Raw genomic sequence first — 17,179 nt, forward strand, 5'->3', positions numbered from 1 at the left:
CGTTTTCTGAAACGTTGGTTGCTAAGCTTAGAAGCCCAGACCTTCGTATTTCTTTTTGAATTTGGACACGCGGCCACCGGCATCCATAAGACGGGTGGAACCACCGTTCCATGCCGGGTGCACGGATGGGTCTACGTCCAGCGCCATGGTGTCGCCTTCTTTGCCCCATGTGGAACGCATCTTGACGATGGTGCCGTCGGTCATTTTCACGTCGATGAAGTGGTAATCGGGATGGGTATCTTTTTTCATGAGACCACTCCTTACGCTTTTTTGGGCTTGTAGTTGGTGTCTTCTGCGATACGTGCGGATTTACCGCGACGTGCGCGCAGATAGTACAGTTTGGCGCGACGTACACGACCACGACGCACAACGGTGATGCTGTCGATGTTGGTGGAGTACAGTGGGAACACGCGTTCCACGCCTTCGCCAAAGGAAATCTTGCGAACGGTGAACGAGCCAGCGATGCCGGAGCCGTTTTTGCGGCTGATGCAGACGCCTTCGTAGTTCTGCACACGGGTGCGGGAACCTTCGGTCACTTTAAAGCCAACACGGATGGTGTCACCGGCTTTGAAATCGGGGATCTCTTTCCCCAGCGCAGCAATCTGCTCCGCTTCGAGCTGTGCGATCAGATCCATTGGATCATCTCCTATAATGCTTGTGGTTATATCCACAAAGGTTTGATGCACCTCAGAACTCTTGGTCTTCTTCCGGGTCCGCCACTTGCACAGCGCCCGCCAGAGGGTCAGGTCGTCTTTTCTTGTCTTTTGCGCTGCGCCTGTAGCCTAAGCCGAAGAAAGCAGAGGTTTGCACACTGCACAGCACGCCCAAACGACTCGGTAAGAGCCGTGGACGGGCGGTTCTTAGGGGAAATCGGGCTTTGGCGCAAGGGTGGATTGCGTATCCACACCACGCGCAATGGCGCAGCTGCGCGGCGTATCTGGCGAAGAGCTGCCGGTTGCATGCCGCGCGCCGCTTGTGCCTTGTGCGGGGCCTGTGCGCAACGCTTAACTGCTTGCACAAAGGGCGTTGAGGCGTGGGCGGTTTTAGATGATGCGTTGGGTGGGTGTGCTGATTTTGGCAGGGGCTTTGCTGGGCTGCGCACGTGAAGTCTATGAGACCCCGGCACCTGCCAATGACGCCGCTGCCGCCGAAGCCGCGCGGGTCGCCGCAGAGGTGGCGCGGCTGAGAACCTATCCCACGTTTGGAGATGCCGATCCGGTGGAGTGGGACCGTCGCCCGCCGGAGCGTCATCCTGTGCATGGGATTGATGTGTCACGCTGGCAGCAAACCGTGGATTGGCGCGCGGCGCGTCGGGCAGGGGTCAGCTTTGCCTTTATCAAAGCCACTGAGGGCGGCGATTTGGCAGACCCCATGTTTGAGGCCCATCGCAGAGGCGCGCAGGCCGCAGGGGTGCCCTGGGGGGCCTATCACTACTATTATTTCTGTCGCTCAGCGGAAAGTCAGGCGCACTGGTTCATCCGCAATGTGCCGCGCGGCGCGCCGTTGCCGCATGTGCTGGATATGGAATGGACGCCGCATTCCAAGACCTGCCGGTTGCGCCCCGACGGGCGGACCGTGAGGCGTGAGGCGCGCAAGTTTCTGGCAATGCTTGAGGCGCACTATGGGCGGCGGCCGATTGTCTACACCACGGTGGATTTTTACCGCGATACCGGGATTGGCGGGCTGGATGGAACGGAGTTCTGGTTGCGCTCGGTCGCGGATCATCCGCAAAAGACCTACCCCGGTGCGCGCTGGGTGTTCTGGCAATATAGTGGCACGGGGGTGGTGCCGGGAATTGCGGGCGAAGTGGATTTGAATGTGTTTCGGGGCAGTCCAGACGCCTGGGTGCGCTGGCGGGGCCTCTGAACACGGCATCCGGATGGAAGGCTGTTCCAAAGCGGGGAGCACTATCCTTTTGCGCGTGTCCGGCAATGGCGGTTCTGCTGTTTCCTGTGGGTATCCCAACTCTCAGGAGGCAACGATGACCCGACGACTACTGTTTGCACTCTCTTTTGCAGCACTGACCGCGACCCCTTTGGCCGACACATCGGCGTTTGCGATGCAGGCCCTCACCGAGAAGGAGCGCTACGCCAAAGCGGAGGCGCTGCGGTTTGGCATCGAGATGCCACAAGACACCGCTGCGGCGTTTCTGGAAATGCAGGCGCTTGCCCAGGATGGCAATGCGCGGGCACAGGCGCGGCTGGCGTATTATCACCTGAAAGGGATTGGCACATCGGTTGATCCGGATGCGGCGGCGCTGTGGTATCAGGCCGCGATAGCGGCGGGCCGCGATAATGTGCGCACGAGCTATGCAAAGCTCTTGATGTCCCAAGGCCAGACTGCGGAGGCCCTGACGCAGCTGAATGTGGCCTCAGTAGCCGGCATTGAGAAGGCGCAGGCGTTGCGGGCGCGATATCACTATCTGGGAAGGTTTGCCGAAGCCTCTGACAAACCCTTTGGGCGCGCGGAGTTGACCCGTTTTGCCCAAGCCGGGGACGTGGCCTCGATGAAAGTTGTGTTGAGCGCGATACAGCAGGGGGCGGCGTTTGATGTCGATCCAGATGTGTTGACGGCGAAGATGCTGGATGTTGCGCGACAGGACAGCGGCAAGGCCGGAGGAAAGGCTGCCGAAGCGTTGTTGCGCCTGTGGCGCGGACAGGATGATGCAGCGACTTTGGCGTTGCGGACGGAGCTGGTGGCGCATGCGGCCCTGCGCGGACGTGCGCGGGCTGAGGAAGGCTTGTTGCTGGCTTATGACACCCATGATGCGCGCGCCTTCCGGCCCTTGGCGCAGCAGATCGTTTCAGAGGCATCTGATGCGGATTTTGAGCGGGCGCTCTATGTGGTGTCGCGGCTCGACAAAAACGCCTTTGTGCATGTTTTGCAGGAAGAGCTGCGGGCGCGGGGCTATCGGGTGGGGCCGACCACCGGGATTTTTAACACACGCACCATGTGGGCGGTTGTGTCGTTTTGCCAAGACACCGGCATTCAGGCGGAGTGTCGTCTTGGTCCACTGCGCGCGAAAGTCATCAAGGCCATTGCTGGGGAGCTGGCCAAGATGACCCCAAGCGCGTAGCTCCCTGAACTCTCCCAGGGAGGGTGCGGTCTGTGTTGTGGGATGCGCAGACCGCATTTTATGTTTTTGCTTTGCGGTTAGCCCTGCAAATGAGGCGGCCTTGATGAGTGATCCTACCGGTGCTCCAAGTGGGGGGCTTACTCTTTTTGAGCGTTCAGAAAATCGACAATGGCCGGTATCAGATCAGGATGCAGTGGCAGGCTGGGATCTGAGTAGGTGGCGAAAGGGTTGCCCGGCACATCGTCTTTCAGAATGTGCGTGCCACCAGCCAAATCCACGCGGTCACCGTCTGTCAAAGCGTTGATCAGAAGGTCGGCATCGCGCATCTGGACCTGAGCGTCGCGATCCCCTTGCAGCACCAAAGTGGGGCCTGCCCAGACGCGGGCAAGCGTGATCGGATCATGCGAGAACAGATCGGTCATATAGCGCTGCAGGCCGGGGCGAAACAGCGCATGCAGGGCGGATGGCACTTCGGAAAGCGGGCGGGTTCTTCCCTGCTCCAGATCGGTCACAAGAGATTTGACATCGTCGAGAAGGGGCGCGTTTGCCGGGTTGCGCTCCATTTGTTCGATCAAAATCTGCCCAACGGGACGACCGGGCGCGGCCATCAGGATCACTCCGCAAAGCCCTTCAGGCGAGGTTTGCGCTGTGTAGAGCGCCACCAGACCACCTTCGGAATGGCCCGCGAGCCAAACGCAGGGGCTTCTTGACGCGCGCGGCCAACCCAATTGACCATGTCTTCAGCATAGCCGCCAATGGTCACGCCGTTTGGATCAGCAATCGCCTGTTCGCTGCCAAAAAAGCCGCGTTTGTCCACGCGCAGGGAAGCGACGCCCTCTGCGGATAGCGCTTCGGCGATTTGTTTGTAGAGGCCGGTCTTGGATTGGAAGCTCGGCATATTGCCGTCTCGATCGATCGGACCGGAGCCGGGGATGATCACAACGATGTCGGAGGCATCTGACGCGGAAATCAGCTCGCCTTCCAATGGGCCTTCAGGACCCGGGATCGTGATCGTTTCGCCCCAGATGGGCGTCGCGAAAATGAGGATAGCCGTGAGGCTGAGAAGAAAGTTGCGCAAGGTGTTCGGCCAATCAAAGGGCCTTAAACAAAGATCATTTGGTTTAAGGCGGAGGTCTGGATCTGGCTGGCGGTGGATGAACCCTTGCGCGCTGTGTGACGATTTATATCGGCGTTTTTTTATTCGACTTCAACAACCGCGGCGTCGGGGGCGTTTTTCTTGACGCTTTCGATGCCGTTGTCGCGGCCTGAGGCGCTGGTATAGCTTTGCGAGGTGCCGATGACCTGACCGTTGCTGGCCTTGAGGTTGAACATATGTTTGCCGGCGCTGGTTTCTTTGCGCTCGTAGCGGTCATCGTCGGAGGCATTTTTCTTCACGCTTTCGATGCCGTTTTCGGCGCTGGCTTTCTGTTTGTAGCCCTCAGAAGCGAGGATGTTTTCGCCGTTGCCAGCTTTCAGGCGGAAGCGAAATTCTCCGGCCTTGTCGGTGTAAAGCTCAAATTTGGCGGCCATGTGCATGATCCCTATATGAAATTTCTATGCCGGGAGGAAAACATGGCGCGCGTCGCGGCGCAAGGACTTGGTGCCCTTACGCGGGCGATGTGCAAGTTTACTTACCGCTTTTCTTTTGCGCCTCATAGGCGGACCACATGTCCGGGCGGCGCTCCTGAGTGATCTGTTCTGCCATTTCGCGGCGCCACTTTTCGATGTTGCCGTGGTGGCCGGACATCAGCACATCCGGGATCGGGCGGCCCAACCACTCCGCCGGGCGGGTGTATTGCGGGTGCTCCAGAAGGCCGTTGGAGTGGCTTTCTTCCTCAATGCTGTCGGCGTTGCCCAGGACGGAGGGCAGAAGGCGCACGGTGGCGTCGATCATCGCCTGTGCGGCGATCTCACCGCCGGTCAGAACAAAATCGCCAAGGCTGACTTCCATGATGTTGTAATGATCCAGCACCCGCTGATCCACGCCTTCAAACCGGCCGCAGAGCATGGTGACGCCATCGGCCTCAGACCACGCGCGCGCCATACGCTGATCAAAGCGGCGGCCACGCGGAGAGAGATAGACCAATGGCCAGTTGCCGCGCGCGCCGCGCATGGTGTGCTCAATGGCGTTGCCCAGCACATCGGGGCGCAGCACCATGCCCGCACCGCCGCCTGCGGGGGTGTCATCCACGTTGCGGTGTTTGGTCAGGCCAAAATCGCGCAGATTGGTGGTTTCCAGCTGCCATTTGCCATCCTTGAGCGCCTTGCCGGTCAGGCTTTCGCCCAGAACGCCGGGGAAGGCATCGGGAAAGAGTGTGATGATGCGCGCGGTCCAGACCCCGGCGAGGCGGGGATTGTGGGTGATCAGCTCGCGCGGCTTGAGCGAAGCGGAGATCGAAAGGCGGCCGTGGGATTTCGGCTTCTTGGTGGTGTCGCTCATCAGTCAAACAGCCCCTCGGGCGGGTCGGCAATGATGCGGCCAGAGGCGATGTCGACGGTGGGAACCGCCGCCAAGGTGAAGGGCAGGAGCACGGTTTCCGCGCTGCCCGGACGGAGCACTTCCAGAAGGTCCGTTGAGCCGTGGTTGACCACGGTTTTCACCGTACCAAGCGCTGCGCCGCCAGTGTCGCGCACCTCAAGCCCGACCAGATCGGTGTAGTAATATTCATCATCATCGGTTTCCGGCAGCCGATCCCGCGGAACAAAGAGCTTCACGCCTTTGAGCGCATCGGCCTGTTCCTTGGTGGCAATGCCTGAGAGCCGCGCCGCAAGGCCGTTTTTGATCGCGCGGGTGATGGTGACGGTGAATTCGAAGGCACCGTCTTCGGTCAGAAGTGGGGCGTAGTCGGCGATGGCGTCTGCTTCGGCGGTGAAGCTTTTGAGGCGGACTTCGCCGCGCACGCCGTAAGCGCCGCCAATGGCGCCAACGCAGATGAGATCAGAAGGGGTGTCGCTCATGGCGGGGCCTTTGTTTTGCTTGGCGCTTGTTTTCCATGATTGTGGCATGGGACGCAAGGGAGGGGGAGCGGGCAACCGAGCGGCGGTGTTGTGCAAGATGCCCTGCTTAACGCATCCTAACCAATTTGGTGCAGCGCGGGTTTGTTCTGGTTAGTTTGTCTTGAACAAGGAACTTTCTTCTAACCGACCATGGAGGGGCAGGGGTGACTAAGATCATTTGGATGACTGATCCGCATTTCCAAAATAGTGGAACGATTGACGGTTTGGACCCACGCAAACGATTGGAGGCAGCGATTTCCCATGCAAACACCCATCATGCCGATGCCAGCTTTGCAATACTGTCTGGAGACTTGGTCGGGGATGATGTTGAGGGGGACTATGCAGCTTTGGCTGAGTATCTCTCCAGATCGGAACTGCAAATCTATCCGATGATGGGGAACAACGACGAGAGAGAAGGATTTCGTGCGCATCTTTTTTTGCCCGAAAGCACAGCGACGGATTTTATCCAGTTCACCCTCGAAACTGAAGACGGGACAATCGTGTGTCTGGATACGCATAAAATCGGGTCGCACGCGGGTGAGTTCTGTCTCGCGCGCCAAAACTGGTTGGAGGCTGTTCTTAAGGCCAAGGCTGGCAGGCCGGTGTATCTATTTATGCATCATCCGCCGATGGCTCTTGGGTTGCCCAGTCAGGATGAAATCATGCTGGAGGATGATGAAGCGTTTTGGGATCTCATCGGTCGCCATTCAAATGTGAATTACGTTTTTATGGGCCATGTACATCGGCCGGTTTGCGGCACAATCCGAGGGATTCCATTTGCGACCCTTGGTGCGTTGTCATTTCAAGCACCTGCACCGCGCCCCAGTTGGAGCTGGGATAGTTTCAAGCCGCCGAAAGAAGCGCCGCAATACGGCGTGCTTGAGATAAGCGGCGGGAGCGTCACGCTACAATATACTCAGTTCTGTGAATATTCGCTCGGCATGAGTGAATGATATCGCCGTAGAGTGTCAGCGAACTCTCAATCAGCCAAGAGCTACTGATAAGAGCGTTTGATTGGCTAAGGACTACAAGGCGTCTCGAAATCAGCGCGATTGGATTGAGAGCGATGCGTCACGGTCTTCCCAGCCGGCTTTGGCAAGCTCGGGGGTGTCAGACAGCTCTTCGGGCCAGCCGATGCAGAGATAGGCCACGAGCGACCAGTCTTCGGGGGCTTTTAGGTCGCGGTTGAGCTGCTCCGGATCAAGGATAGAGACCCAGCCGACGCCAAGCCCGTAGGTGCGGGCGGCGAGCCAGAATTGGGTGATGGCGCCCACCACGGAGTAGCGGCGCATTTCAGGCATTGTGGCGGCGCCAAGACCCGCGCCTTTGGCGGTGGCATCGTCACAGTAGATGGCAAGCTGCACGGGGGCGTCTTTCATGCCCGACAGCTTCAGCCCGGCATAGAGCGCGGCACGGTCGCCGTCATAACCCGCCAGAGCGGTGGCATTGGCCGCTTCGAAATTCTTGAGGGCAGCGGTGCGAGCTTCATCGCTTTCAATGCGCAGCACACGCCAGGGCTCCGACAGGCCCACGGAGGGCGCGAGGAGAAAGGTGTCGAGGCACGCCTGAAGCAGCGCCTCGTCCACCGGATCGGTGCGGAAGCGGCGCACATCGCGCCGCCACTGCATGAGCCGTGTCAGATCGTCCCGGAAATCTGAGGTAAATTCGGTCATTCCGGGGCCGGTCCGTCTTACTCTTCTGCGGCTGCTTCAGCAGCTTCAGCTGCTTTTGCAGCTTTCTCTTCTGCGCGGTCTTTGGCTTTCTGGCCTGGTTCCGCTTTCTTAGGGTTGTTGCGCTCTTTCTTCGCCAGAGTGCCTGCTGCTTCGAGGAAGCGTGCCACACGGTCAGAAGGCTGTGCGCCCTGGTCCAGCCAGTACTGAACGCGCTCCATGTCCAGCTTTACGCGCTCTTCGCTGTCTTTTGGCAGCAGCGGGTTGTAGGTGCCGAGCTTCTCGATGAAGCGGCCGTCACGTGGCATGCGGCTGTCCGCTGCAACAACGCGGTAGAAAGGGCGCTTTTTGGAACCGCCGCGGGCGAGACGAATTTTCATAGCCATGGGTGTATCTCCTATAATGGCGTTTGCACTTGCGTGCATATTTGGGTGCACCGTTTTGGTGCGGGTTGGGTCGAAGGACAGGTCAGTCTCTGCCCAACGGTTTGTTATTCCTGATGTTTCTTGTGGTGCTGAATGACCTCAGCGATGATGAAATTCAGGAAATTCTTGGCGAATTCGGGATCCAGATTGGCCCGTTTCGCAAGATCTTCGAGACGTGCGATCTGCGTGGCTTCGCGCGCGGGATCGGACGGGGGAAGGTCGTGGGTGGCTTTCAGTTTGCCCACCGCCTGCGTGTGTTTGAACCGCTCGCCCAGCGTGTAGACGAGGATCGCATCGAGGCGGTCGATGCTTTCACGGTGCTCTTTGAGCACCTCGGCGGCGCGCAGGGCCGCGTCGGTCGCTTGGTCAGTCAAGGGCGTGGCCTTTCGGTTTGAACATCGGATCGGCGTAGTGGCTGATTTCCATCTCGATCGCATCGGCAATCTGAGAGGAGCGCAGTGCATCAGGGCTGGGGTGGCGGTAGACCACATCGTGGCCATCCACGGAGGCGGCGGTTTTGTCCTTCACCGCTCCCAGGCGCTCCGCCAGCCGGATGCTGTCGAGATTCTTGGGGTCGATGTAGCTGACCGCGCCGTCCCAGCCCAGCTGTTCATAGAAGTGGCGGCGCACCGCATGGGTGGCCTCAAGCGCGTAGCCTTTGCCAGCCTTGTCCGGCCAGATGATCCAGGCGATCTCGCGCTCCGGCCATTTGGCAGGGAACCAACCGCCCGCCATGCCAAGGGTCTCGTCGGTGGCTTTGTCGTGGATCATCCACATGCCGTAGCCGCGGATGTTCCAGTGACCGATTTCCGCCGCATAGAGCATCCATGTCTCATAGGCATTGAGCGGCCCGCCCATGAAGCGGGAGCGGTAGGAGGCAAAGGTGGCCTTGAAGTTCGGATAGTCCTCAGGCTCCGGACCGCGCAGTACGAGGCGTTTGGTTTCCAGAACTGGGATGGTTGGCACGGACATCAGAGCGCCTCCACTTTGGGGTGGCGGTAGACGTGGCAGAATTTGCCAAGGAGTTCATGCTCGTGTTCGAAAGTCGCACCAAGGCGTTTGGCCATGGCAACAGAACGGCTGTTGGCCGGGGCCAGGTAGCTCATAAGGTGCGAAAGGCCAAAGTGCTCGGCTGCGTAGGAGCGCGCGGCAATTGCCGCCTCAGACGCATACCCCTTGCCTTCGCCTTCTGCCAGAACACTCCAGCCCAGTTCTGGTTCATGCCAGCCCGGTGCGTTGATGATGCCGGTCCATCCAAGGAAAGTGCCGGAGGTCTTGTCTTCAAAGTGCCAGAGGCCGTAGCCGCGTACAACCCAATGTCCCAGACGGCTTGTCAGGGATGTGAAGGTGGCCGCTTCGTCGCGGGGGCCACCGACAAAGGCGCTGCGGTCAGAGGCATAGAAGGCGACCATGGGCTCCAGATCGGAAAGCTGCGGCGCGCGCAGGCGCAGGCGCTCGGTTTCGATCACAGGGATATTCAGTGCGAGGCTCATGCGTAGGCCTCCGGACTTCCGTCATTGTCTTGTGGGACGTGACGATAGACCAAATCATCCGGATCGCCTTCTGGTCGGGCTGCGTTGTCGTCGCGCATCGCGCCCAGACGTTCGGCAAGGCGGATGGAGGCTGCGTTTTCGGCGCTGATGTAGCTCACCAAGGTGGAAAGCCCCTTGGTGTCAAAGGCCCAGTCGCGTGCGGCTGTTGCCGCTTCAAACGCATATCCTTTGCCTTGGGCTTCTGGGAAGAAACACCAGCCGATTTCAACTTCGGGAAAGCGTGGCGGTTTGTTGATGCCGACCTGACCGATGAGAGCGCCGGTTTCCGTCAACTCCACTGCCCAGCTGCCATAGCCAAGCCATTGCCAACTGGTGATCTCAGCCCCGAGCCAGCGCCAGAGTTCGTCTGCGGTGATTGGCCCTCCCATATATTGCGCCCAATCCGTTGCGAAATGCGCGGCCATCGGCTCGAAATCATCGAGCACGTGATGGCGCAGCGTTAGGCGCGGAGTGGATATGGTGGGCGCAATGGTCATGTGGCTTAGACCCGTGGGCACTCGTCGAGTTCGAAAATGAAGCTGCTGGAGACACCGGACTGGAGCCTCTGTGTGTCATGGCTGACCGGGCGCACTTCGCGGCAGGCGGTCTGGCGGCGCAGTTCTGAGTCTGCAAGGGCAAAGAGCTTGCCATAGCCGATGGAGCTGCCGGTTTCGGTAAAGTTTACCTCTGCCTCATAGGCGCGGGCGGTCACGGTGGCGGGGATGCCATCCAGAACGGTGCGGTAGTCACCCCGGATCGGGCCTTCTGGCAATGTGTCAAGATCGACGGTGATCAGGTCACCACATGCTGCGAGCGCAGCGAAGAGGGGGATGGAGAGGAGTTTTTTCACGATCGGCGTCCTTCGGTGTGTACTTTATTTTTTCTTGCCAAAACCGGAGAGGCCGGAGGGTAGGCCCATGCCGCCGCCGAGGCCCGGCAGGGCACCGGGCAGGCCGCCTTTGGCGCCCATGGCTTTGGCCGCAGCTTCCAGCGCTTTGGGGTCCATTTGAGACGGGTCCATGCCGGCCATATCAGGCGCGCCTTTGTCGCCCATCATGCCTTTCATGGCTTGCTTGAGCATGCCGCCTTTGCCCATTTTGCCCATCTTTTTCATCATGTCAGACATCTGGCGCTGCATCTTGAGCAGCTTGTTGAGGTCAGAAACCTCCATGCCGGAGCCTGCGGCGATGCGCTTTTTGCGGGATGCCTGAAGGATCTGCGGGTTGGCGCGTTCCATTTTGGTCATGGATTGGATCATGGCGATCTGGCGCTTGATCATGCGGTCATCAAAGCCCGCGTCCTGCACCTGTTTGGCCATTTTGCCCATGCCGGGAAGCATGCCCATCATGCCTTCCATGCCGCCCATCTTCTGCATCTGTTCCAGCTGCATCTTCAGGTCGTTCATGTTGAAGCGGCCCTTCTGGAAGCGCTTCATCATGCGTTCGGCCTGTTCTGCCTCAATGGTTTCCTGGGCTTTCTCAACAAGGGCAACAATGTCGCCCATGCCCAGAATGCGGCCTGCGATCCGGTCTGGCTCGAAGGTTTCGAGCGCATCCATTTTCTCGCCAAGGCCGACGTATTTGATCGGCTTGCCGGTCACGGCGCGCATCGACAGGGCGGCACCGCCACGGCCGTCACCGTCCATACGGGTCAGGACCACGCCGGAGATGCCGATTTTGCCGTCAAATTCTTCGGCCACCTCAACAGCCACCTGACCGGTGAGGCCGTCGACAACGAGAAGGGTTTCGCGCGGGTTCACCACGTCGCGCACATCCTCGACCTCTTTCATCAGGGTCTCGTCGATCTGCAAGCGGCCTGCGGTGTCGAGCATATAAACGTCATAGCCGCCCAGCGTCGCCTGCTGTTTGGCGCGTTTGGCGATCTGCACGGCGCTTTCGCCCTGCACAATCGGCAGCGTGTCTACACCGATCTGGGTGCCAAGCACGGCGAGCTGTTGCATCGCGGCGGGGCGGTAGATGTCGAGCGAGGCCATCAGCACGCGCTTGCCGTCTTTCTCGGTCAGACGTTTGGCAAGCTTGCCGGTGGTGGTGGTCTTACCAGAGCCCTGCAGACCGACCATCAGGATCGGGGCAGGTGGGTTGTCTACTTTGAGCGCACCGAGGTCTTCGCCTTCGCCACCTGCGAGCACGTTTTTCAGCTCGTCATGAACGATTTTCACAACCTGCTGGCCCGGCGTCACGGATTTGGTGACGGCCTGACCGGTGGCTTTTTCCTGCACCGCTTTGACAAAGTCGCGGGCCACAGGCAGCGAGACGTCGGCCTCAAGCAGGGCCACACGCACTTCGCGCAGCGCGGTTTTGACGTCGTCTTCAGAGAGCGCACCCTGTTTGGTGAGACGATCAAAGACACCAGAGAGGCGTTCGCTTAGATTTTCAAACATCGCTACCGGTTCCTTTTCACCGTTTCATATCTGGCCCGAACATATGTGCGAACCGCCCAAACGCCAATGTCCCCCGTGGGCGAAACTCGCTGACGGGGGGCGATCCCGGCACATAGGCCAAGGGACCGGAAGTTTGACGGACTCCCGGAATTGCTGCGCGTTTACGCCTGTGGGGGCGTTGAGTCAACAGGGGTTGCCGGATTTGGGCTTTCGCTTGCCTTTCAGCTGCGGCATGTCTGCTGGAAAGAAGGTGGCAGGGATCAAGGAGACGGTCATGGACGCATCATCAGAGTTTCAGGGCAGTCTGCCTGTCAGTTCGGACGCGCTGTTGGCGCAGCTTGAAGCCTGGGGGCTGGACTATGCGCTGCATGAACATGTGCCGCTGCGCACCGTTGAGGATGCCAAATCGGTTGAGGCGGCGATGGAGGTTGCGGGGGAACGCGCGTTTCGGGTGAAGAACCTCTATCTGCGGGACAAGAAGAAGCGCAACTATCTGGTGACGCTGGAGCAGGACCGCGAGATTGACCTTAAGGCGCTGGGGGCGCAGCTGGGCGTGGGTAATCTGTCGTTTGGCTCCGCTGACCGGCTGCTGGAAAACCTCGGTGTGCGGCCCGGTGCGGTGACCCCGCTGGCGATGATCAATGGCGCAGAGAAAGGCGTGCGCTTCTTTATGGACGCGGATGTGCAGGGCGCGGATCGGATCTATATGCACCCGTTGGTCAATGACCGGACGGTTGCGATGTCTGTTGCGGATCTCTGGGTGTTTCTTGAGCGCATTGATGTGACGCCCGAGATGCTGGAGCTGGGGTAGGGGCGTTGCCCCTCTCGCAGCAAGCTGCGATCACCCCAGAGTATTTTTGGCAGAAGGAAGAGGGTTAGGCCGCTTTGGGCGCCACTTCTTCGCCGTCTTTGTTGAGGATGGTGACCTCGGTGATGCCCACAAACCCCAGCACAAAGCGCAGGTAATGTGAGGCAAAGTCGATGTCGGAGCCGATTTCGGTGCCGCCGGAAGCGAAGGTGATGATGGCTTTTTTGCCTTCAAGCAGCCCTTTGGGGCCTTCTTCGGTATAGGCAAAGGTGACACCGGCGCGGGCGATCTGGTCAATCCAGGCTTTGAGTTTGGCGGGGATCGAGAAGTTGTAGATCGCAACGCCGATCACCAGCGTGTCGGCTTCCTGAAGCTCGGCTACCAGCCCGTCAGATGTGGCGAGCGCGGCGTTTTGTGCCTCGGTGCGCGCCTCTGGCGGGGTGAAGGTGGCCTGAGTGAAGGCTTCATCCAAGAAGGGCAGATCTGTTTGGGCCAGATCGCGGCGGATGACTTTATCGGCATTCTGATCAGCGACCAGTTTGGCGGAGGCCTGACGGGAGGCGGAGTCGGCGAAACGGGCGGAGCTGTCGATGTGCAAGACGGTGTTGGACATGGGGTGTTCCTTTGAGAGGTGGCTGCGTTGTGTCCTACAATTGAGCATTGCGTCTTTGCGCGCAATTGCAGATATTGCGCATATTGTGTTTGAATATGCACAGTCAGCGCGGTTGCGGAGGGGATGTCATGAAGAATTGGGACGAGGTGCGCACAGCCTTTCAGGTGGCGCGATTGGGCACGGTGAGCGGCGCAGCGGAAGCGCTTGGGGTCCATCATGCCACGGTCATTCGGCATATTGACGCGCTGGAAGGGCAGTTGGGCGTGAAGCTGTTTCAGCGCCATGCGCGCGGCTATACGGCGACGGAAGCGGGCGAAGATCTGATGCGGGTGGCGCAGGCCACGGATGATCAGTTTGGCCAGCTGGAAGGCCGCATCAAGGGGCGCGGCGCAGATGTCGCCGGGGAACTGGTGGTCACGTCGCTCGCGGGGTTTGCGCCGCTGCTCTCCCCGATCCTTGCGGATTTTCAGGCCGAGCACCCGGATGTTCTGGTGCGGTTTCTGACCGGCGATCGGGTGTTTCGGCTGGAGTATGGCGAGGCCCATGTGGCGATCCGGGCCGGGGCTGGTGACGTGCAGCCGGACAATGTGGTGCAGCCTTTGGCACAAATGCCAAACGCGCTGTTTGCGTCCCAGAGCTATATCGACCGGTACGGCTTGCCCAAGGATGAGGCCGATCTTGTGAACCACCGCTTTGTCGGGCACGACAATCCAGACAGCCGCGCGCCGTTTGACCGCTGGCTCAAGACCCATGTGCCTCGTGAAAATGTGGTGTTCCGCTCGACCTCTGATCGTGCCATGGAAGAAGCGGTGCAGGCCGGTGCCGGGCTGGGCTTTATGCCCGTGTGGGCGGCCACATATTGCAAGGAGGTCGTTGAGGTGCTGCCGACGCGGCCGGAATGGGACGCGCCTGTGCGCATCATCACCCACGTGGATTTGCATCGTACCATCAAGGTGCAGACCTTCCTGACGTTTCTGAAGGAACGCGCTGGCGCCTGGGTCGCCGGCATATGAGCGATACAATGAAGATGGCCGCGAAACCAAAGCTGAGCCTGCCGCTGCGGGGGCATTTGGCGATGCTGCTGTTCTCAGCACTGGTGGCAGGATCCTTCTCGCTGGGCTCTTTGAGCGCCAATGCGGTGGAGCCTGCGGCGTTGAATGCGGTGCGGTTTCTGATCGCGGCGGCGGTGATCGGAGTGGCGGCGCTGGCCACCAAGGGGCTGCCGCGCACGGCATGGCGCGCACCGTGGCGCTATCTGATCCTAGGCGGTCTGTTTGCCGGGTATTTTGTGCTGATGTTTGAGGGGCTGAAAACAGCGCATCCTGTGAGCACGGCGGCGGTTTTCACGCTGACGCCGGTGATGTCGGCGGTGTTCGGCTGGGGGCTGCTTGGGCAGATCACCACACGGCGAATGTTGCTGGCGCTGGCTATTGGTGCGGTGGGCGCGCTTTGGGTGATTTTTCGGGCCGATTGGGCCGCGTTCCGGCGGTTTGAGGTCGGGCAGGGCGAAATCTATTACTTCTGGGGCTGCATGTTGCACGCGCTCTATACGCCGATGGTGCGCAAGCTGAACCGGGGCGAGGCGCCGGTGGTGTTTACGTTCGGCACGCTTGTGGCGGGGCTTCTGATCCTGTCGGCCTATGGCGCGCGTGACATTCTGGCGACCGATTGGCTGTCTTTGAGCGGTTTGGTCTGGGGCACCATTGTCTATTTGGCCGTTTTTGCCAGCGCGGTGACCTTTGTCCTGGTGCAGTTTGCCTCGCTCAACCTGCCAAGTGCTAAGGTGATGGCCTATACCTATCTGGTGCCAAGCTGGGTGATCTGTTGGGAGATAGCGCTTGGGAACGGTGCGCCTACCCGTCTGGTGCTGGTTGGGATCGGTCTGACCTGCATTGCGCTGTTGATGCTGCTTGAGGGAGATACCTAGGCTGTATCGCCTGCCGGTGGCGTGTCGGTGAGCTCGACCTCAAGGAAGCGCTCAAACGCATCCAGATGGATGGGCTCAAACTGTCCGAACCCCTGCATCCAGACAGAGGCGGCGCGCAGGGCGTCTGGCTCGAGCTTGCACCATTTCACACGGCCGCGCTTTTCCTGTGAGATCAGGCCTGCCTTGGTCAGGATCATCAGGTGTTTGGAAATTGCGGCGAGGGACATCTCAAATGGGTCAGCCACATCGGAGACCGCCATGTCATCTTCCAGAAGCATGGTGAGGATCGCGCGGCGGGTTGGATCGGCAAGCGCGGAGAAGACTGTATCTAAAGATGACGCCATGAGGCTTATGTAACGATGCAACGCGCATTGTGAAAGGGACTTGCCGCGCGCTCAGCCATAAGGATGGTGGGTGTGCCGCGAGGGCAGCTGTGTTCTGCGCGGTTCAAGGTCTGTGGCGGTCAGGCCGATGTCCCGCGCCAGATGATCTGAGAGCGGCGGGTAAAATTGGCGCGCATCCGCCAGATGGCGTAAGAGCCAGCGCAGCATATGGCGCGGGGACTGCCACCTCGTTTGGGCATGAGGTATCGTTGCGCGGCGTGGCGCAGTTTTGGCTCTGGGCATGGGGGATTTCCCGGATACTGACTGTGTTTCTGACTATTTCAGAGACGTGACGCCTGCTCAAACAGGGTTTCTTGACAGGTTATGTGCCAAAAAGGCACAAATTGAGCCATGTCCAGAAACCTACCACCGTTAAACGCACTGCGCGCCTTTGAGGCGGCGGGACGGCATGAGAGCTTCAGCAAGGCGGCGGAGGAGCTGAATGTGGCACATTCGGCGGTGAGCCGTCATGTGCGCGGGCTGGAGGCGCGGCTGGGCGTGAAGCTGTTCCGGGATTTGCCGCGCGGGGTGACGCTGACGCTGGAGGGGCGCAGTTATCTGGAGCGGATCGTGCCTGCGCTGGATATGATTGCGGAGGCCACGGAAGAGCTGGCGGAAGTGCCTGCGGGCCAAGTGCGGGTGAACAGCGAGCCGTTGTTCGCTGAACGGTTCATCATTCCACGGCTGGTAGAGTTCTATGCGCGCCATCCGGAAATTGATCTGCGGCTTGAGACTTCACACCATCTTGCGGATGTGGAGCGGCATGAGGCTGATCTGGCGGTGCGGTTTGCCCACAGCGGGGCTTTGGCTGAACCTTGCGAGCTGTTGTCTGATGCGCCGCTCCATGCTTATGCCGCGCCGGACCTGATTGCCGGGAAGTCGCCGGAGGACTTGTTGCACATGGTGCGCTACCGGGATCGCAATACGGATCTGTGGCGGCGCTGGTTTGAAGCTGCTGGAGTGTCGCCGGAGGGGGTGCCGGAGACAAGCTGGCGGCTGCGCTCGGCCCTTGCTTATGAATCGGCCCTAAAGGGGCTTGGGGTGCTTTTGTGTTCAGCGGAAGTGGTGGCGGATGATGTTGCGACCGGCCGGCTTGTGCGCTGTTTTGATGTCGGGTTGCGCGACGGGGCTTTTTTCCTCGTGCATGAAAGTCGTGGTGTGCGGCGCTCTTCGGTGCGTCTGTTTCAGGACTGGTTGCTGGACGTCACGGCGCCGTTTCGATCTTCTTAGTCCAGCTGAGGCGGGGTGGCGGGCAAAATCAACCAAAAGGTTGAATATAGGATTTGGCTCAAATGCGCGCGGGATGCGCCGTGTGTTGGCGGTGAGGTCTTCTGGTGATTTTGGTAA

The 17,179-nt window shown here is 59.8% G+C and carries 25 protein-coding genes; 7 read left to right on the forward strand and 18 right to left on the reverse strand.

The genetic code is table 11. The annotated features are described in order from the left end of the window. Window positions 1–27 precede the first annotated feature (27 nt). Window positions 28–249, reverse strand: coding sequence for a 50S ribosomal protein L31 (rpmE, locus tag J7412_RS15675; protein WP_209079502.1), 222 nt, complete (start codon window positions 247–249; stop codon window positions 28–30). Between the two features lie 11 nt (window positions 250–260). Next, window positions 261–635, reverse strand: a complete 375-nt coding sequence (gene rplS / locus J7412_RS15680) for a 50S ribosomal protein L19 (RefSeq protein ID WP_209064113.1) — start codon at window positions 633–635, stop codon at window positions 261–263. Between the two features lie 412 nt (window positions 636–1,047). On the opposite strand from rplS, the gene J7412_RS15685 reads away from it, so the two are divergent. Next, on the forward strand, window positions 1,048–1,866 hold the full coding sequence (locus J7412_RS15685) for a GH25 family lysozyme (RefSeq protein WP_209079503.1): 819 nt from the start codon (window positions 1,048–1,050) through the stop codon (window positions 1,864–1,866). A 115-nt stretch (window positions 1,867–1,981) separates the two neighbouring features. After that, on the forward strand, window positions 1,982–3,076 hold the full coding sequence (locus J7412_RS15690; RefSeq protein ID WP_209079504.1) for a peptidoglycan-binding protein: 1,095 nt from the start codon (window positions 1,982–1,984) through the stop codon (window positions 3,074–3,076). 137 nt (window positions 3,077–3,213) lie between these two features. Here J7412_RS15690 and J7412_RS21880 read toward each other — a convergent pair whose 3' ends face one another. The 5 genes from J7412_RS21880 to rimM form a co-directional block, all read right to left on the reverse strand. Further along, window positions 3,214–3,738, reverse strand: coding sequence for a hypothetical protein (locus tag J7412_RS21880; RefSeq protein WP_247743963.1), 525 nt, complete (start codon window positions 3,736–3,738; stop codon window positions 3,214–3,216). Further along, window positions 3,690–4,154: a hypothetical protein gene (locus J7412_RS21885; protein ID WP_247743964.1), complete on the reverse strand. Its 465-nt coding sequence runs from the start codon at window positions 4,152–4,154 to the stop codon at window positions 3,690–3,692. Before J7412_RS21885 ends, J7412_RS21880 begins: the two co-directional genes overlap by 49 nt. Window positions 4,155–4,273: 119 nt before the next feature. After that, window positions 4,274–4,606 (reverse strand): YegP family protein, encoded by a 333-nt coding sequence (locus J7412_RS15700; protein ID WP_209064122.1) that lies wholly within the window; start codon window positions 4,604–4,606, stop codon window positions 4,274–4,276. Between the two features lie 97 nt (window positions 4,607–4,703). Continuing rightward, a complete protein-coding gene (trmD, locus tag J7412_RS15705) occupies window positions 4,704–5,516 on the reverse strand; it encodes a tRNA (guanosine(37)-N1)-methyltransferase TrmD (RefSeq protein ID WP_209079505.1) in 813 nt (270 codons plus the stop codon). Further along, on the reverse strand, window positions 5,516–6,034 hold the full coding sequence (gene rimM / locus J7412_RS15710; RefSeq protein ID WP_209064126.1) for a ribosome maturation factor RimM: 519 nt from the start codon (window positions 6,032–6,034) through the stop codon (window positions 5,516–5,518). The genes trmD and rimM overlap by 1 nt, the downstream gene beginning before the upstream one ends. Window positions 6,035–6,237: 203 nt before the next feature. Here rimM and J7412_RS15715 point away from each other — a divergent pair, with 203 nt between their 5' ends. Next, on the forward strand, window positions 6,238–7,026 hold the full coding sequence (locus J7412_RS15715) for a metallophosphoesterase (RefSeq protein WP_209079506.1): 789 nt from the start codon (window positions 6,238–6,240) through the stop codon (window positions 7,024–7,026). A gap of 90 nt (window positions 7,027–7,116) precedes the next feature. Here the strand turns inward: J7412_RS15715 and bluB are convergent, their stop codons facing one another. The 8 genes from bluB to ffh all read right to left on the reverse strand — a co-directional run bounded on the left by bluB (window position 7,117) and on the right by ffh (window position 12,101). Beyond that, window positions 7,117–7,746: a 5,6-dimethylbenzimidazole synthase gene (bluB, locus tag J7412_RS15720; RefSeq protein WP_209079507.1), complete on the reverse strand. Its 630-nt coding sequence runs from the start codon at window positions 7,744–7,746 to the stop codon at window positions 7,117–7,119. A 17-nt stretch (window positions 7,747–7,763) separates the two neighbouring features. Continuing rightward, window positions 7,764–8,129 carry a 30S ribosomal protein S16 gene (gene rpsP / locus J7412_RS15725; RefSeq protein WP_209079508.1) on the reverse strand — a complete coding sequence of 122 codons (366 nt, stop codon included), beginning with the start codon at window positions 8,127–8,129 and terminating at the stop codon, window positions 7,764–7,766. A 104-nt stretch (window positions 8,130–8,233) separates the two neighbouring features. Next, a complete protein-coding gene (locus J7412_RS15730; protein ID WP_209064132.1) occupies window positions 8,234–8,542 on the reverse strand; it encodes a chorismate mutase in 309 nt (102 codons plus the stop codon). Beyond that, window positions 8,535–9,140 carry a GNAT family N-acetyltransferase gene (locus tag J7412_RS15735; RefSeq protein WP_209064134.1) on the reverse strand — a complete coding sequence of 202 codons (606 nt, stop codon included), beginning with the start codon at window positions 9,138–9,140 and terminating at the stop codon, window positions 8,535–8,537. The genes J7412_RS15730 and J7412_RS15735 overlap by 8 nt, the downstream gene beginning before the upstream one ends. Further along, complete coding sequence (locus J7412_RS15740) at window positions 9,140–9,661, reverse strand: GNAT family N-acetyltransferase (protein ID WP_209079509.1); 522 nt, start codon at window positions 9,659–9,661, stop codon at window positions 9,140–9,142. The genes J7412_RS15735 and J7412_RS15740 overlap by 1 nt, the downstream gene beginning before the upstream one ends. Beyond that, on the reverse strand, window positions 9,658–10,197 hold the full coding sequence (locus J7412_RS15745; protein WP_209079510.1) for a GNAT family N-acetyltransferase: 540 nt from the start codon (window positions 10,195–10,197) through the stop codon (window positions 9,658–9,660). Before J7412_RS15745 ends, J7412_RS15740 begins: the two co-directional genes overlap by 4 nt. 5 nt (window positions 10,198–10,202) lie before the next feature. Continuing rightward, window positions 10,203–10,550 carry a hypothetical protein gene (locus J7412_RS15750; RefSeq protein WP_209064140.1) on the reverse strand — a complete coding sequence of 116 codons (348 nt, stop codon included), beginning with the start codon at window positions 10,548–10,550 and terminating at the stop codon, window positions 10,203–10,205. Window positions 10,551–10,574: 24 nt separating this feature from the next. Beyond that, window positions 10,575–12,101 (reverse strand): signal recognition particle protein, encoded by a 1,527-nt coding sequence (gene ffh / locus J7412_RS15755; protein ID WP_209079511.1) that lies wholly within the window; start codon window positions 12,099–12,101, stop codon window positions 10,575–10,577. Between the two features lie 274 nt (window positions 12,102–12,375). Between ffh and J7412_RS15760 the strand changes: the two genes are divergently transcribed. After that, entirely contained in the window at window positions 12,376–12,912 is a 537-nt protein-coding gene (locus J7412_RS15760) for a prolyl-tRNA synthetase associated domain-containing protein (protein WP_209079512.1), read from the forward strand. A 64-nt stretch (window positions 12,913–12,976) separates the two neighbouring features. Here J7412_RS15760 and J7412_RS15765 read toward each other — a convergent pair whose 3' ends face one another. Next, window positions 12,977–13,522 (reverse strand): NAD(P)H-dependent oxidoreductase, encoded by a 546-nt coding sequence (locus tag J7412_RS15765; protein ID WP_209079513.1) that lies wholly within the window; start codon window positions 13,520–13,522, stop codon window positions 12,977–12,979. 128 nt (window positions 13,523–13,650) lie between these two features. On the opposite strand from J7412_RS15765, the gene J7412_RS15770 reads away from it, so the two are divergent. Beyond that, a complete protein-coding gene (locus tag J7412_RS15770) occupies window positions 13,651–14,535 on the forward strand; it encodes a LysR family transcriptional regulator (RefSeq protein WP_209079514.1) in 885 nt (294 codons plus the stop codon). A 14-nt stretch (window positions 14,536–14,549) separates the two neighbouring features. Continuing rightward, the gene (locus J7412_RS15775; protein WP_247743973.1) at window positions 14,550–15,449 is read left to right on the forward strand and encodes a DMT family transporter; all 900 of its coding nucleotides are present in this window, start codon (window positions 14,550–14,552) and stop codon (window positions 15,447–15,449) included. On the opposite strand, the gene J7412_RS15780 is transcribed toward J7412_RS15775, so the two are convergent. Then, window positions 15,446–15,793 (reverse strand): metalloregulator ArsR/SmtB family transcription factor, encoded by a 348-nt coding sequence (locus J7412_RS15780; protein WP_209079515.1) that lies wholly within the window; start codon window positions 15,791–15,793, stop codon window positions 15,446–15,448. The two genes, J7412_RS15775 and J7412_RS15780, sit on opposite strands and share 4 nt — an antisense overlap. 51 nt (window positions 15,794–15,844) lie before the next feature. Next, complete coding sequence (locus J7412_RS15785; RefSeq protein WP_209079516.1) at window positions 15,845–16,075, reverse strand: hypothetical protein; 231 nt, start codon at window positions 16,073–16,075, stop codon at window positions 15,845–15,847. Window positions 16,076–16,183: 108 nt separating this feature from the next. Between J7412_RS15785 and J7412_RS15790 the strand changes: the two genes are divergently transcribed. After that, a complete protein-coding gene (locus tag J7412_RS15790) occupies window positions 16,184–17,062 on the forward strand; it encodes a LysR substrate-binding domain-containing protein (RefSeq protein WP_209079517.1) in 879 nt (292 codons plus the stop codon). The last annotated feature ends 117 nt before the right edge of the window (window positions 17,063–17,179 follow it).

It is taken from the genome of Shimia sp. R9_3 (assembly GCF_017743755.1).
Taxonomy (GTDB): Bacteria; Pseudomonadota; Alphaproteobacteria; order Rhodobacterales; family Rhodobacteraceae; genus Shimia.

Excerpts from the sequence above, each read along its gene's own strand:
- trmD (WP_209079505.1), bottom strand. The coding sequence starts at position 5,516 with ATGAGCGACACCACCAAGAAGCCGAAATCCCACGGCCGCCTTTCGATC.
- bluB (WP_209079507.1), bottom strand. The coding sequence starts at position 7,746 with ATGACCGAATTTACCTCAGATTTCCGGGACGATCTGACACGGCTCATG.
- J7412_RS15700 (WP_209064122.1), bottom strand. The coding sequence starts at position 4,606 with ATGGCCGCCAAATTTGAGCTTTACACCGACAAGGCCGGAGAATTTCGC.
- ffh (WP_209079511.1), bottom strand. The coding sequence starts at position 12,101 with ATGTTTGAAAATCTAAGCGAACGCCTCTCTGGTGTCTTTGATCGTCTC.
- J7412_RS15740 (WP_209079509.1), bottom strand. The coding sequence starts at position 9,661 with ATGAGCCTCGCACTGAATATCCCTGTGATCGAAACCGAGCGCCTGCGC.
- J7412_RS15790 (WP_209079517.1), top strand. The coding sequence starts at position 16,184 with ATGTCCAGAAACCTACCACCGTTAAACGCACTGCGCGCCTTTGAGGCG.
- J7412_RS15745 (WP_209079510.1), bottom strand. The coding sequence starts at position 10,197 with ATGACCATTGCGCCCACCATATCCACTCCGCGCCTAACGCTGCGCCAT.
- rpsP (WP_209079508.1), bottom strand. The coding sequence starts at position 8,129 with ATGGCTATGAAAATTCGTCTCGCCCGCGGCGGTTCCAAAAAGCGCCCT.
- J7412_RS15685 (WP_209079503.1), top strand. The coding sequence starts at position 1,048 with ATGATGCGTTGGGTGGGTGTGCTGATTTTGGCAGGGGCTTTGCTGGGC.
- rimM (WP_209064126.1), bottom strand. The coding sequence starts at position 6,034 with ATGAGCGACACCCCTTCTGATCTCATCTGCGTTGGCGCCATTGGCGGC.
- rplS (WP_209064113.1), bottom strand. The coding sequence starts at position 635 with ATGGATCTGATCGCACAGCTCGAAGCGGAGCAGATTGCTGCGCTGGGG.
- rpmE (WP_209079502.1), bottom strand. The coding sequence starts at position 249 with ATGAAAAAAGATACCCATCCCGATTACCACTTCATCGACGTGAAAATG.
- J7412_RS15775 (WP_247743973.1), top strand. The coding sequence starts at position 14,550 with ATGGCCGCGAAACCAAAGCTGAGCCTGCCGCTGCGGGGGCATTTGGCG.
- J7412_RS15770 (WP_209079514.1), top strand. The coding sequence starts at position 13,651 with ATGAAGAATTGGGACGAGGTGCGCACAGCCTTTCAGGTGGCGCGATTG.
- J7412_RS15690 (WP_209079504.1), top strand. The coding sequence starts at position 1,982 with ATGACCCGACGACTACTGTTTGCACTCTCTTTTGCAGCACTGACCGCG.
- J7412_RS15760 (WP_209079512.1), top strand. The coding sequence starts at position 12,376 with ATGGACGCATCATCAGAGTTTCAGGGCAGTCTGCCTGTCAGTTCGGAC.
- J7412_RS15785 (WP_209079516.1), bottom strand. The coding sequence starts at position 16,075 with ATGCCCAGAGCCAAAACTGCGCCACGCCGCGCAACGATACCTCATGCC.
- J7412_RS15780 (WP_209079515.1), bottom strand. The coding sequence starts at position 15,793 with ATGGCGTCATCTTTAGATACAGTCTTCTCCGCGCTTGCCGATCCAACC.
- J7412_RS15735 (WP_209064134.1), bottom strand. The coding sequence starts at position 9,140 with ATGTCCGTGCCAACCATCCCAGTTCTGGAAACCAAACGCCTCGTACTG.
- J7412_RS15765 (WP_209079513.1), bottom strand. The coding sequence starts at position 13,522 with ATGTCCAACACCGTCTTGCACATCGACAGCTCCGCCCGTTTCGCCGAC.